This window comes from Pseudoalteromonas sp. MMG022, assembly GCF_021654245.1.
Taxonomy (GTDB): domain Bacteria; phylum Pseudomonadota; class Gammaproteobacteria; order Enterobacterales; family Alteromonadaceae; genus Pseudoalteromonas; species Pseudoalteromonas amylolytica.
Window position 1 is genome coordinate 38,460 of the sequence record NZ_JAKFZQ010000012.1, and the last position, 13,131, is coordinate 51,590.

A 13,131-nucleotide genomic window follows, 5' to 3' on the forward strand; every position below is an offset into this window, starting at 1 on the left:
AGGAGACATAAAAATGCAGTTATATATAGGTAATAAAAACTATTCATCATGGTCACTAAGAGCATGGTTAATGCTTGAAAAAAATGGCATAAAGTTCGAAGAAATTAAACTTCCACTAGCAACGCCTGCATTTTATGAAGCGTTAAAAGCGGTGACACCTAGCCTTAAAGTTCCCAGTATTATTGACAACGACATTCATGTTTGGGACTCATTGGCTATTTGCGAGTATATCAACGATGTTTATTTGTCTGGTCGTGCGTGGCCTGAGTCAATGGGTCAAAAGACAAAGGCTCGAGCGGTAGCATGCGAAATGCACTCTGGATTTGGCGCCTTACGCAATGAAATGCCGATGAATATTCGGGCCAAGCGCAGCTTAACGATAAGCGATGCCTGCAAAAAGGACATCGCTAGAATAGAGCAGATTTGGGCTGAGCAGATGAAAGATTATGCAGACGAAGGAGGTTGGTTGTTTGGCGATTGGTCAATCGCAGATGCGATGTTTGCGCCTGTGGTGATGCGCTTTCAAACATATGGCATAGTTGTAAGTTCGCAGGCTCGCCTTTACATGGATAAGGTGCTTAGTTGCTCGGTGTTGGGTAAGTGGATAGACGAAGCCTTACAAGAAACTGACATCGTTACAATAGATGAAGCTGGAACAGAACTTGAGTAGGAAGCACAATGAAAACAATAGGTTTATTAGGGGGCATGAGCTGGGAGTCTACCGCTACATATTATCGATTGATAAATGAAGGTGTGAAAGCCAATCTTGGTGGACTTAATAGCGCTAAAATCGTGCTTCATAGTGTTAATTTTGCAGAAATAGAGGCGCTGCAACGTACAGGCGATTGGCAAACATGTGCTCAGATATTAGGGCAAGCTGCCGCAGGGCTGGAGCGTGCTGGTGCCGAGTGTATTGTAATTTGCACCAATACGATGCATAAAGTGGTCCCACAGCTCACAAAATATGTGTCTGTGCCCATTATACATGTTGCGGATGTGGTCGCGCAGACACTAAAGGCACGGAGCGTTGAACGCGTCGCACTGCTTGGTACGCGTTTTACCATGTCAGAGCCATTCTATGCTGAGCATTTAAGCAAGCACGCTTTAGAGGTGATTGTCCCAAATCAAGACGAGCAGAAAATGGTGGATGGTGTCATTTATCAAGAGTTATGTGTTGGGCAAATTAATCCAAGTTCAAAGCAACAATACCTAACGTTGATAAATGCATTACATAAAAGAGGCGCTCAGGCGGTAATACTCGGATGCACAGAGATAGGTTTGCTTATCAATCAACGAGATTGTGAACTGACGTTATTTGACACAACACAAATACATGCACAAGCGGCTGTAAGCTTTGCCTGTGACAATAGCTAGCGCCCCTTACTTGCTTTTATGTTGCTAAGTTATACAAGCGCATCTATAACTGTATGATGCGTTTATTTTTTATAGTGATATAAAAGTGAGTAAGAGGCTAGCGGTATGTTGTATCTGGGTGTCGAGTATATTTGGAGGTTTGTTGCAAGCTCAGGAGGACGAACAAGAGATCTTCTCACTTACGTTGAATGACTTACTGGAGCTTTCCGTGACGTCCGGCTCTGAACGAGCCGAGAAGTTGCGCTATACACCCGCTTCCATTCAAGTCCTCACCAAAGAGCAAATCAAACAGCGTGGTTATACAAGCCTAAGCGAGGCCATTACAGATTTTTCTGGATTCGACCTCAGTACTTCGTACGGTTCTGAACACACGACTTTTTATCAAAGGGGATATAGAACTCCGAGTGCACAGCGTACATTGGTTATGATTAATGGCATTATTAATAACCGGCTGTGGAGCCACGACTTTCCAGCTAATCGGCAGATCCCACTTACTGGTATTGAACGTGTAGAGGTGCTTTCTGGCCCTGCTGGTGCTGTATATGGGCCCAATGCCTTTTTGGGAGTGATCAATATCATTACGCAAAAAGGCAAGGACTTAGAGAGTGACGAGCACCATTTAACGATGCAAGTTCAGATGGCTGATTTTGATTCGAAGGGGTTAGATTTCACGGTACTGGGTAAGCAACAAGGCCTAAGTTATTGGTTATCGGCAAAGGTCTATGAAAGTGATGGGCCTGAACTTGAAGATATGGCGACCTGGGACTTTACGAATGAGCAGTATTTATCAGATGAGCGGTTTTGGGGACCTGTACTCAACTATAAATATAATGGCGTACCATACGGAGAATATGTTTCAAAGAATCAAGAGCAAGGGGTGTTTGGTGAGATAAGCTATGATGGCTTGACCGCTGGTGTTAACCACTGGATCACGCACACTGGCTATGGCGTGCAGTTTAGTTTTGATAGGGGGCAGCCTAATGCTACCTGGAGTAAAAGAACTAACATGTATTACCTTGAATACGATCATGTTTTTTCTTCAGGCTTTGGAGTGAAAAGCTTCTTGCGCTATCGCACTGAACAGAGATACGGTAATTGGGCTGAGGCAAGCCCTGATAAAAACAGCGAAAACTCCCAATATTCGTTCGTCACCATTTCCGATTGGAACTCGTTTAACTCCTCTTGGCAAGCTCGTCAGGATTATGACTACCAATATTCAGACTCATTACATTTGGCTGCGGGAATTAAATACGAAAGAAAGGAATTAACCAAAGCTTATGAAATTTGTGGGTATTGGGCATCTGCGTACTGCTCATTAGAAGATGATGGACAGTTGGGACCTTATGGACTGGGCAAAGGGGTATATTATTCCACCGACAGCAGCATGCCTGTACTACTTGGTGCGTTGGGGGAAATGGACGAGTCTAATCTCATTCGAACTACAGACAGAGGCGCATATTTTAGAGCTAGTTTAAAAATGCCAGGTTGGTCGTTAAGTGGCGCCATTCGCTGGGATAATAATTCAACCTATGGCACATTCATCAAGCCCAGAGTGGCGGCTACTTATGATTACAATGAACGCAATACATTTAAGATAATTTATGCCACTGCTTTTCAAGAACCTGCACCCATTCAACTCTATGGCGGCTGGAATGGTCGCAATGCCAATCCTAACTTGTTGCCAGAAGAAGTTCGTGACTTGTCGTTAATATGGATGTATCAAAGTGGGGCATGGTTTAGTGATTGGTCAGCTTTTTATAGTAAATATAAAAACGTAATAAAAGAAGAAGCGGATAATGCGGGTAAAAGGGATGTAAAAGGAATTGAGTGGCGTGTTAAATATGAGATGGATAATCACTGGTTTGACGCAGCTCAGATAAGCAGTTACATAAACTACAGTTATACTGATGTTACGAGTTATATCAACTATGATCATCAGCGTGGCCGTTGGATAGGTAGTGGCAGCGCAGCCTGTAAGCAAGATAGCACGCTATGCGAAGAGTATCGATTGCCCTTGGGTGATATAGCGCCACACAAACTGAATATTGGTTTTAATGTGCCGGTTACTTCCCAATGGAGTGTAAATACTCGGTTTAACTATGTATCTTCTCGGCACCTTTACTTAAGAAACCCATTAAGAGCACAGGGAATTAAGCTTGGAGACTATTTGACAACGAACCTAAATTTGACGTGGCGCAGTGATAGGCTCAGTGTTCACGTTAAAATTAACAATCTATTTGATAGTCAAATATATCATTCTGGGCTTGGACCTGCCGACTCGGGCAATGCATTTACAAGTGCTGATGGTAACCTTTCACGCACTCAAGGGTTTTACAATTCAGTGTTGCCACAAGTGGGCCGTAATTGGGAAGTTGTCGTCACCGCCAGCTTTTAGCTCGTTGAAAAGCTCAAAAGGCGGGGGGCGCACTTTTGAGCTTAGTTTGTGTTATTAACAGTTTTCGTTTTCTGCTTTCGCTGCTTCTTTGAGGTTTTCACAAGCGTCTTCGACAGCGTTTTGAGCGTCAGTGACCATTTCATCAACCTCTTCGCCTGTTTCCTCGGCAGGGCCGTCAGAGCAACCAGCTAGTGTCAATAGTGTTGCTGCACCAAAGACTTGTATCAATGTTTTTAAGCTATTCATAATATCACCTTGTTCCTTTTGATTTATTTATTAACGACAGAAGAAATGACAGCACTAAAAAAGCAACGAAGATAAAGAACAAAATCTTCGCAATGCTAGCTGCTGCACCCGCGATGCCACCAAAACCAAATACAGCGGCAATAAGCGCAAGTACTAAAAAAATAAGTGACCAACGTAACATGGGAACCTCCTTTGTACTTAGGCTGTTAAGCCGTAGTTTCTTTCAGGCCTTTCATCTCATCATGGTTTGCCTGCATCACCGAGCGGATTTGATTGAGGGCGAGTGTACAGCTAGGTGGTAAGTCTTGCTTTAAAGCTCTGTCGATTTTTCTCAGTACTTTATCTTCGACCTCTTCAAGCTGAGAAAGGTAGGTATGCTCTTTATCCGTACTAATAAGCGAAATGACTTTAGTATAGGACTCTCGAAGTTCAACGCTTAACGCGTTGTCATCTTCAATTTTACCCTCATCGGCAACTATGAATTTTTGTAGCTCAGATACGGCCTGTGCCTTATCGAGAATATTTTTCTCAAAAATTCGTGCCAGTATAAGGTTGTCAATGTTCTTCTTGGCTTGCGTGTAAAACTCTACGCCTGCATTTAGTACTTTGATCAGTTCTTTAACTGTACTTAAATCATGATTGGGATGCGTCATATATTCTCTCCTTAATCTTCAACAAATTAAACTTTGCGTGTTCAAATATCATCAAGCATGTCCTATGCCATATTGTTTTTACTTTATTTTCATGTGGTTATGGGGTTTTTAACTAGGAAGATGTAATTTTTACTTAATGGTTGTAATCACTTCACGTAATTTTTGCATGATTGTGACTCATGTGATTTATAACAGTGTGTGATGGGTAAGCTTGGTACTTTAAAAAACGAATGAGCCTGTATTGCGACGTCTAGTGATAGCAAGTAGATGGATAACAGTGCAGTTGTTTGACATAGCCTGTCAAAAAGTTACAAAGGCCGTGAATATTTTACCTGTAAAAATTTCATGTTCAATGCAATAGAGGCGCATATAGAACTAAGGTTTTCTTTTATTTGTTTGATTTATATGATGTTTTACTTTTGGTATGCGTTGTGCTTCATCTAATTCGACCAAATAATTTAAGGAGAATGATTATGAAACGCACATTGATTACTATCGCATTGGCTTCAACTTTGGCTGCAACCTCAGCAAGCGCTAAAGATAACACGTGGGAGAAAGAAGCAAGCGATGCTTGGATAGATGGTAAAGCAGAAGCTACGCTGCTATTTAACACGAACCTAGATTCTTTTGACATCAACACCGATGTCAAGGGGGGGGTAGTTATCCTGACTGGTAAAGTTGAGCGTAGCGTAGATAAAAAACTCGCTGAAGAACTCGTTGAGGGGATCGACGGAGTAAAAGAGGTTGAGAACCAGATCACCATCGTTGAGAGCGCTCAGCAAGATAAAAGCAACCATATGGATAAGTCTACATTTACGGACGCTAAAATAGCTACCGTGATTAAAACACGCTTTCTATTTGATACGGATGTTGATGCCAGCGACATTGAAGTTGATGTTGAAAACGGCGAAGTAACATTGCGTGGGGAAGTGGCTTCTTCTTCAGAGAAGCAGCTCGCTGTAGCCATAGCGAAGAATACAGCTGACGTACGTGATGTTAATACAGAGCTAAAAATCGTTAAAGAATCTTAATTACCCAATGCTTAAAAGCGCTCCTATGAGCGCTTTTTTTATCACTAAATTTCAATTCACAACTTTCTATAAATACACAAGGAATTATTATGCGTAAATTCGCTTCAATTACCGCTGCGTCTATGGTTTTAGCAATGAGTGGGGTAGCATCTGCTGCACAAGGCAATTACTTTGATTTTAATGGTGAGCCTAAGGTGTATGCCGGTATTGGCTATGGTCAGTATTCGTTTCAGTGGGATGACAGAGAAAACGATACCAGCTTTGATGAAGATGAGTCGATGTTAAAGGGTTATATCGGTACGGCTCTAAATGAATACTTTAGTGTTGAGCTTGCCTATCAAAACTTTGATGAAGCTAGTGATATCGATAGCAATGCAGAGCTTGATGGTGTCTCGTTAGCTGCGCGTTTTTCTGCGCCACTCAGTAATAGATTTTCACTCTATGCAAAAGGAGGGTGGCTTGAGTGGAATGCTGATATTTATGCCAATATTCCAGAAGTAGGTAGGGTTGGTACTGAACTTGATGGCGGCGATTGGTTTTATGGTGCGGGTGTTGCCTTCGCTGTGACTAACAATGTAAACATGCGACTGGAGTATGAGCGCTACGAGCTGGATGATAGAATAGACCCGAATATGGATGTGGCATCTTTGTCTGTTGAATATGTATTTTGACGTACAATTATTCCAAACATAGTGCCCAGTTTACATGTTGTTTTTCACCGCTGTGATTTATCATAGCGGTGTTTTTATTTAAATAAAGAGCGCAAGGTTCAACAGGGAAAGGCGCACGTATTTAAGTTAACCTTACTTATAGCAAGCGTGTTAAATGATTAAAAATCTTTGGCTTTGGTATCAGGCCATTTTTAACGTTCTTTAGCGAGTCAAATTACTCATCATGCTTTTGCATATCCTGCAAGGTCTTCCCACCCTTAGCATTAAAATCAAGCGTGCGAATAGGAAATGGTATGAGGATATCGTTCTCATTGAGTGCCTTATTGATGGTAACAATGGCTTTGTGACGAATATCCATAAAGTTCCCGTTGCCTGGATATGCTATCCAAAACCAAACGAGTAAATTTATTGCACTATCACCAAAGTGGCTGGCATAGACAGCGGTTTCTTGTTTGTTTATAACAAACTCATGCTCATTAATCGCTTTTTCTATAACATCTCGAGCTTTGTCAATATCGTCGGCATAAGATATACCGACGGCTACCTCTATACGCCTCTTACCTGTACTCGAATAGTTTTTAAGGTCATGTTTGAAAAGTATTTTATTTGGGATTATATGAAGCTGTCCATAGAAGTTCTCGATTAGCGTATTACGCAGGTTGATTTGTTTAACCGTACCAAAGGTATCACTTGTTTCTACGATATCACCTACCCTAAACGGCTTACGTATCCCCATGACGACACCCGCAATGAGGTTTTCTGTCATATCTTGAAATGCAAAACCGATAGCAAGCCCAATAATTCCTGCACCAGCTAAAAGTGACGCGACCGCACCAGAGAGCCCCATAATATCCAAAGCGAAGAAAAAGCCTATGGCTATTACAACCAGCTTAATGATTGCCGCTAGTAACCCTGCGACTTGAACAGAGTTAGATGCCCTTTTGAGTAGCTTGAGTGACCACTTAGCAATTAGGCTGGATAAGAAAAGAAATAGTACAAAAATAATGATGGCAACAATGAGGTTGGGTACATTTTTAATGCTTAGTTCAACCCAAGCTTCTACTTTTTCATGTATGAGCTGCCAAAACTTCTCTAACGATAAAATATCCATATGGCTTCACCGTGTTAAATTGAAAGGTACAGTGTCGCAGTTATTATGCCAACCAGCCCTTAATTAAAAGTTAGTTGAAACAACATGTTGTGAGCGATGCGTGGAGAGGGGCGGGAAGGTGGTAAATTTTTACCTGTAATTTCTTCACAATGTTGGAAGAACCTACATCACAAATGAGTGGTACGCTAAGGTGTAAATATTAATACTTTAATTATGATTGTTTTTCTCTGTGGTGTGCGACACGCTTGCTTTCAGCACGAGTAACTTTTCAAGCACACGTATTCACTTTGTCGGGTACGAAAATTGTACAGTGTAAATTTTTCTCACTCAGACTGTATAGGTTACAATTCAATATTGAGTTTTTATATAAGACTTTGATTTTTAAGTTATTTAAGTTTGGCCTGTTGATTGCTTTATACAAGTGACATTTACTTTTTATAAGGATTAATCATGGCTACTACAAATACAGCGACAAGTAACTCTAATCGTAAGTCTAACTCTAAAGATCAGCCAACACACGCGCAATACAGTGATGAGGAGCACCCTGTATCAGATAAAGTGGCAGACACTCTTCATCATACAGTTGATGGCTTGCACTCGAGTGCAGCTCATGCTGAAGAGGTGCTAAGGGCGAAAAGTGGTGAATCTGCAACTGCGATAAAAGCACAGTCAAGACTACTTCAGCAAAAGTGGAACAAATCGGGCGCTAAAAAGTATGCAACTGAAAACCCCGTGAAAACAGCTGGGTTTGCCTTTACAGCGGGTATGTTGCTGACGTTATTTTTAAGGAAGAAATAAGATGAAAGAGTCACTTGGTTCTTCACAAAAAGAGCAAGGCTCAGTTGATCTGAAAGCGCAGTTTGATGCGCTTTCGGATCAAGGACGCCAGTTGGTTGCAAGTTATATCGACATCTTTTCGAGCTACTCGAATTTACTCAAAGCAAAGTTAAAGGCGAACTTAAAGCTGCTTGTGACCATCTTCTCGCTTATTGTTGCAGCGGTGATGTTGATGATGATGGTCTGGGCGAGCCTTCAAGTGGTGCTTGCCTATGCTTTGGTATCAACGGGGTTTAGCTGGTATGCCTCAGCAGGTTTGGTGATGGCACTGAATGTTGCATTGGTTTATTACCTAACCGCAACGGCTGTGCGATTATTTGACAAAGCCAGTGGAGATTTACTGGACGACTTCTTTAACGCTGATAGTAAATAGGTTCAACATGACTTATCTAGCTAAATACATATACCAAGCTGCGAATAAAGAAGTGAATGAGCGCCGAGCACATTACCTACGCAGCACTTTACGCCATCAGGTTATTAAAACCTGTATGTGTGCGCAATTAAAAGAAGTCATCTCATCGCCTATCGTTTTGACAGGCGTGGTAGTCGCTGGTGTTTATGTTTCTGGGTCAAATAAATTTGGAACGTTGCGGCAATTAGTCCGCATGAGACAAATGATAAAGCAGCTCAGTTGACCATCTCGACAGGTATTCTTATTTTTCGCCCGTATGATTTACAGTGACTCAATGAGTGCTTGAAGATCAGGTAATGACACGGGCTTAAGCAGAACTTTATCTATGTTCGCGGTCGCCAGTTTTTGTGGGTCTGGATCTGAGCCACTCACAATCACTATGTCTTGATGTGGATTGAGCGCTTGAATTTTTGTTACCGCATCAAACCCAGAGCCATCCGGTAGTGTCAGGTCAAGTAAAACCAAGTCAAAGGGGGCTTGATCAGCGTACACATTGAGGCTGCTTTCGATGTTATGCGCACTACATACATTGGCGTCCAAAGAAGACAGTAATAATGTCATCAACTCTCGTGCATCATTGTCATCTTCCACCAACAAAATGCGTTTAGCACTGGAGTTATGTGATTTTTTAAAGGTCTCTGAGTGCTCGTCTTGATTCTGAGAACCTAGATGATAGGTCAATGTAGCGTTTAGTTTAGCGACGTCGATTGGCTTGGTTAAGCAATCATTAAACCCAAGCGCTTTTAGTGTTTCTTTATTGCCTTTTTGCGCTGCAGCGGTCAGAGCCACTACTGGGATCTCAATGCCTTGTTTTCTAATCGCCACAATGGCTTCGTGACCATCCATTTGTGGCATATGTAGATCCATGAAGGCTAAATCTATGTGCTGATTCAGACTTAACGTGTCGACAGCTTGCTTACCGTTGTTTACAGCTGTTACGGTAACGCCTGTTTTTTCGATTAAGTCTGAAATCAAAAAGCGTATTTCTGGAATGTCCTCCACCACAAGCACATGGCCACCCAGTTGTGGTAAAGGCATTTGTTCTACCTCCGATGGTGCTTGCCGTAAATTTAGTGGCACTAATTGTATCTCGCTTGGGGAAGTGTGCTCGTTCAAGATATCTACATAGAATGAGAAAAGGCTGCCTTGGCCGAGCGCAGATTCAACCGTCAAACCTCCGCCTAGCAGCTCAATGAGGGCAGAGCTGATTGCTAACCCAAGGCCCGCGCCTTCATTCGTCTTGGTCGTTGTGTTTTGAACTTGCTCAAAGGGCTTAAATATACGTATGAGGTTTTCGGGGGGAATACCAATACCAGTATCTTTGATATAGACGTGCAGCTGAGTGTGCTTTAGTTCTAGCTCAACTTTAATGCTACCCTCATCAGTAAACTTGATAGCGTTGTAAATAAAATTAGTAAGTACTTGGCGCATTCGTGTTGTGTCATTATATATCTTATCGGGTAGCGGGCCACGGGCTGTGATAGAAAAACAGAGGTTTTTCTTTCTCGCAGCCATTTGAAACAGGCTTTGTAAATCTACAAGGAATGAGTTGAGTGAAAGCCACTCTTTCGATAGCGATAAGGTATTGGCTTTGATTTTCGATAAATCCAATACGTCATTGAGAAGGTTCAGTAAGTGTAGGCTATTGTTATTTATAATTGTCAATTCAGGTTTAATATTGTCCAGTTCTTTGCGAGACAGTAACAGGTCGGTATAGCCCATGATTGAGGTTAAAGGAGTTCTGAGTTCGTGACTCAAGTGCGCTAAAAAGCGGTCTTTTGCTCGGTTGTCGGCCTCGACCCTGAGGCGTTCCAAGCGCTCATTAGTCAACTCTTTACGAGATAGGGCATAGCGGATAGCACGAATAAATCGTACGCTATTAATTTCAGACTTAACCAAAAAGTCTTCAGCGCCAAGCTCAAGAGCTTGCTTGTCTAGCACTTCATCTGCCAGACCAGTTAGCATAATAAAGGAGGTTGAATTGCCCATCTCTTTAGCTGCTTTTAATACTGATAGGCCTGTGTAGGCACCAAGATGATGGTCTAATAAGCAAAGGTCAAAAGTTGTCTGCTCAAGTGTATGAATTATTTCGTCAAAGTCACTTAACCAAGTGATCTCAAAGTCAAACTCTAGCATTTCGTTAAGATAGTCGAGAGCCAGCGTATAATCGTCTTCATCATCTTCGATTAATAGTAGCTTGACGGTTTTATCGTTACTCATCTAGTGCTCCACGCTACGGTAGTTCGACTATCTCAATCCAATATTTACCTAGGTTTTTCATCAACTCGACTAAACTTTCGAAATTGACAGGCTTTGAGATGTAAGAGGCGGCACCTGAGTCATAACCCCGTAGCTTATCTTCCTCTTGCTTAGAGGTGGTGAGAATAACTACTGGGATTGAGCGTAGGTTCGGGTCTGCTTTTATTTCCTTTAGTGCTTGTCTACCATCCATTCTTGGCATGTTTAAATCCAATAAAATCAGGCTTGGTCTAGGGTGAGCTCGCACGTCACTAAAGCGCCCTTCATGGCGAAGATACTCCAGTAGCTCAACGCCATCATGAACAAAGTTTATGGTATTAAGCACACGCCCCTCATCGAGTGCATCTTGTGTTAACATCCGATCATCTTCATCATCATCGGCCATTAGAATATTAATTCTTTTCGGTTGTGAGTAGTTCATTTGTGTTGTCCTGTACACTGAATAGATTGGCGTCAGTGGGTAGTATAATCGTAAATGAGGCACCATTATTGGCATTGGGAACCGCATAAATTTGGCCACCATGGCGCTCTATGATCCGTCTGCATACGGCTAAACCAATACCTGTGCCAGCGTATTCTTTACGTGTATGTAAACGTTGGAACGGGGTAAATATTTTTTCAGCATATTCTGGCGCAAAGCCAATACCGTTATCACTGATGGTGATTTTGATCCAAGTTTCTTGCTGATGCGTCAGATGGGAGGGGGCTGAGATTGATTCGCTATGAATCTCTATTTCGAGCGCTCGCTGGTTGTGGCGAAACTTTATTGCATTAGACAGCAAGTTAGAAAATAACTGAGAGAGTTGGCTGGCGTCAGCAATAATTGTGGGGAGTGGATGGATGACTATCGAGCCTTGGCTTTCTTCTATGGCAATTTCTAAGTCGTCAGTGACTTGCTTGAGTAAGTTATTTAAATCAACTTGAACGAACGCTTTACCTCGTGTAGTAACACGAGATAGCTCTAATAAATCAGTGATCAGTGTAGACATGCGCACCGCCGCGGCATTCATTCGCGCGAGATAATCACAGCCTTTGGCACCGAGTTGATCACCACAGGTGGTGGTGAGCCTGTCAGCAAATGCACGAATTTTTCGAAGTGGCTCTTGCAGGTCGTGGGAAGCAACAAATGCAAAGTCTTCTAATTCTCGATTACTTCGGTTTAGTTCGTCGGTGTAAACTTCAAGTGCTTGGGTACGCTCTTTCACTCTTTGTTCTAGCACTTGGTTTAATGCTTCTAACTGTTGCTTCGCGGCTTTTTGGTTCTTGAGGTGTTTATTCAGCAGTACCACAATGAATATACACATCAATATGCTTAGTACTGTAAACCAAATGACATTGCTTTTTGCTTGTGTTCTTGCTTGTTCTAGTCGCTGCAGCAACGCTTGCCTGATCAAGGTTTCTTCTTCAATTATTACTTGATATAGCTTGCGCATATCACCTTGAGATAACTGTGTATCTTGTAATAATCTTTGTTGCTGCGTTTCATCTGTTATAGCTGCTAAATCGATACTCGCGCCCAAAGAGTTCAACTTTATTTGCGCAAGTTTGGCGAATTCTTCAATTCGAGCCTGTTGTAAATGGCTTTGTGATTTTATTTGCTGCAAGCGCTTCAAGGTCGCTTTGAACTGCTCAAGCGTTTCTTTATAGGGGGCAAGAAACGCTTCTTTTTTAGAAATGAGGTAACCTCTTTGGCTTGATTCCGCATTGAGCATGTCTATATGCATGCTATCAATAACCAGCATCACCTCACCGGCATTGGTTAGGTCTTTGTGAATATCAGCAATATCATAGATATTTTTAAAGCCAATCATGGCGTTGGATAAAATAGCACCTATGATAAGCATGGCATTTAGCCATGCAAAGCGAGAGGCACTTAGCCTATTTATGAAGCTGCTCATGGTTATTTAGCCTCTATTATTGTGCTGATTTTGCCAATGCTCATTGTTGTGTCATTTGCTGTATGGTGGCACTACATTCTTTCGCTGCAAGGATAATTTGATCAGCAATTTTTTTGACCTCCTCTGGTGAGGCGGACTTATCGACCATGATTTTAAGTAACTCAGCATTCATTGATATATGATTGAGTGGCTTTCGTGCATCATGAACAATTGCGTCGAGTTTTGCTTTATCTTGCATTGTTTA

The 13,131-nt window shown here is 42.0% G+C and carries 16 protein-coding genes; 8 read left to right on the forward strand and 8 right to left on the reverse strand.

The window, feature by feature from the left end; all coding sequences use genetic code 11:
• The first annotated feature begins 13 nt into the window (after positions 1-13).
• From L1070_RS12210 to L1070_RS12220, 3 genes are all read left to right on the forward strand, one after another.
• Positions 14-670: a glutathione S-transferase family protein gene (locus tag L1070_RS12210; protein WP_070986591.1), complete on the forward strand. Its 657-nt coding sequence runs from the start codon at positions 14-16 to the stop codon at positions 668-670.
• A gap of 8 nt (positions 671-678) precedes the next feature.
• Complete coding sequence (locus L1070_RS12215) at positions 679-1,374, forward strand: aspartate/glutamate racemase family protein (protein ID WP_237125756.1); 696 nt, start codon at positions 679-681, stop codon at positions 1,372-1,374.
• Positions 1,375-1,459: 85 nt separating this feature from the next.
• Positions 1,460-3,769 carry a TonB-dependent receptor gene (locus tag L1070_RS12220; protein ID WP_237125757.1) on the forward strand — a complete coding sequence of 770 codons (2,310 nt, stop codon included), beginning with the start codon at positions 1,460-1,462 and terminating at the stop codon, positions 3,767-3,769.
• Between the two features lie 54 nt (positions 3,770-3,823).
• On the opposite strand, the gene L1070_RS12225 is transcribed toward L1070_RS12220, so the two are convergent.
• The 3 genes from L1070_RS12225 to L1070_RS12235 are packed head-to-tail and all read right to left on the reverse strand — an operon-like array spanning position 3,824 to position 4,668.
• Entirely contained in the window at positions 3,824-4,015 is a 192-nt protein-coding gene (locus L1070_RS12225) for a hypothetical protein (protein ID WP_237125758.1), read from the reverse strand.
• Positions 4,016-4,019: 4 nt separating this feature from the next.
• On the reverse strand, positions 4,020-4,196 hold the full coding sequence (locus tag L1070_RS12230; protein ID WP_070986595.1) for a DUF1328 family protein: 177 nt from the start codon (positions 4,194-4,196) through the stop codon (positions 4,020-4,022).
• Between the two features lie 25 nt (positions 4,197-4,221).
• Positions 4,222-4,668: a PA2169 family four-helix-bundle protein gene (locus tag L1070_RS12235; protein WP_070986596.1), complete on the reverse strand. Its 447-nt coding sequence runs from the start codon at positions 4,666-4,668 to the stop codon at positions 4,222-4,224.
• Between the two features lie 473 nt (positions 4,669-5,141).
• On the opposite strand from L1070_RS12235, the gene L1070_RS12240 reads away from it, so the two are divergent.
• Positions 5,142-5,699, forward strand: coding sequence for a BON domain-containing protein (locus L1070_RS12240; RefSeq protein WP_070986597.1), 558 nt, complete (start codon positions 5,142-5,144; stop codon positions 5,697-5,699).
• 89 nt (positions 5,700-5,788) lie between these two features.
• Positions 5,789-6,370 carry an outer membrane beta-barrel protein gene (locus L1070_RS12245; RefSeq protein WP_237125759.1) on the forward strand — a complete coding sequence of 194 codons (582 nt, stop codon included), beginning with the start codon at positions 5,789-5,791 and terminating at the stop codon, positions 6,368-6,370.
• Between the two features lie 214 nt (positions 6,371-6,584).
• Here the strand turns inward: L1070_RS12245 and L1070_RS12250 are convergent, their stop codons facing one another.
• Positions 6,585-7,481, reverse strand: coding sequence for a mechanosensitive ion channel family protein (locus L1070_RS12250; RefSeq protein ID WP_237125760.1), 897 nt, complete (start codon positions 7,479-7,481; stop codon positions 6,585-6,587).
• Positions 7,482-7,931: 450 nt separating this feature from the next.
• Here L1070_RS12250 and L1070_RS12255 point away from each other — a divergent pair, with 450 nt between their 5' ends.
• From L1070_RS12255 to L1070_RS12265, 3 genes are read left to right on the forward strand one after another with little or no spacing between them, the layout of a single operon-like run.
• Positions 7,932-8,279 (forward strand): hypothetical protein, encoded by a 348-nt coding sequence (locus L1070_RS12255; RefSeq protein WP_237125761.1) that lies wholly within the window; start codon positions 7,932-7,934, stop codon positions 8,277-8,279.
• A 1-nt stretch (position 8,280) separates the two neighbouring features.
• A complete protein-coding gene (locus tag L1070_RS12260; RefSeq protein WP_070986601.1) occupies positions 8,281-8,691 on the forward strand; it encodes a hypothetical protein in 411 nt (136 codons plus the stop codon).
• Between the two features lie 7 nt (positions 8,692-8,698).
• On the forward strand, positions 8,699-8,953 hold the full coding sequence (locus L1070_RS12265; protein ID WP_237125762.1) for a hypothetical protein: 255 nt from the start codon (positions 8,699-8,701) through the stop codon (positions 8,951-8,953).
• A gap of 38 nt (positions 8,954-8,991) precedes the next feature.
• On the opposite strand, the gene L1070_RS12270 is transcribed toward L1070_RS12265, so the two are convergent.
• From L1070_RS12270 to L1070_RS12285, 4 genes are read right to left on the reverse strand one after another with little or no spacing between them, the layout of a single operon-like run.
• On the reverse strand, positions 8,992-10,950 hold the full coding sequence (locus tag L1070_RS12270) for a hybrid sensor histidine kinase/response regulator (RefSeq protein ID WP_237125763.1): 1,959 nt from the start codon (positions 10,948-10,950) through the stop codon (positions 8,992-8,994).
• 13 nt (positions 10,951-10,963) lie between these two features.
• Complete coding sequence (locus L1070_RS12275) at positions 10,964-11,410, reverse strand: response regulator (protein ID WP_070986604.1); 447 nt, start codon at positions 11,408-11,410, stop codon at positions 10,964-10,966.
• On the reverse strand, positions 11,382-12,887 hold the full coding sequence (locus L1070_RS12280; RefSeq protein ID WP_237125764.1) for a sensor histidine kinase: 1,506 nt from the start codon (positions 12,885-12,887) through the stop codon (positions 11,382-11,384). Before L1070_RS12280 ends, L1070_RS12275 begins: the two co-directional genes overlap by 29 nt.
• Positions 12,888-12,927: 40 nt before the next feature.
• Positions 12,928-13,125 (reverse strand): histidine kinase dimerization/phospho-acceptor domain-containing protein, encoded by a 198-nt coding sequence (locus tag L1070_RS12285; protein WP_070986606.1) that lies wholly within the window; start codon positions 13,123-13,125, stop codon positions 12,928-12,930.
• Positions 13,126-13,131: the final 6 nt, after the last annotated feature.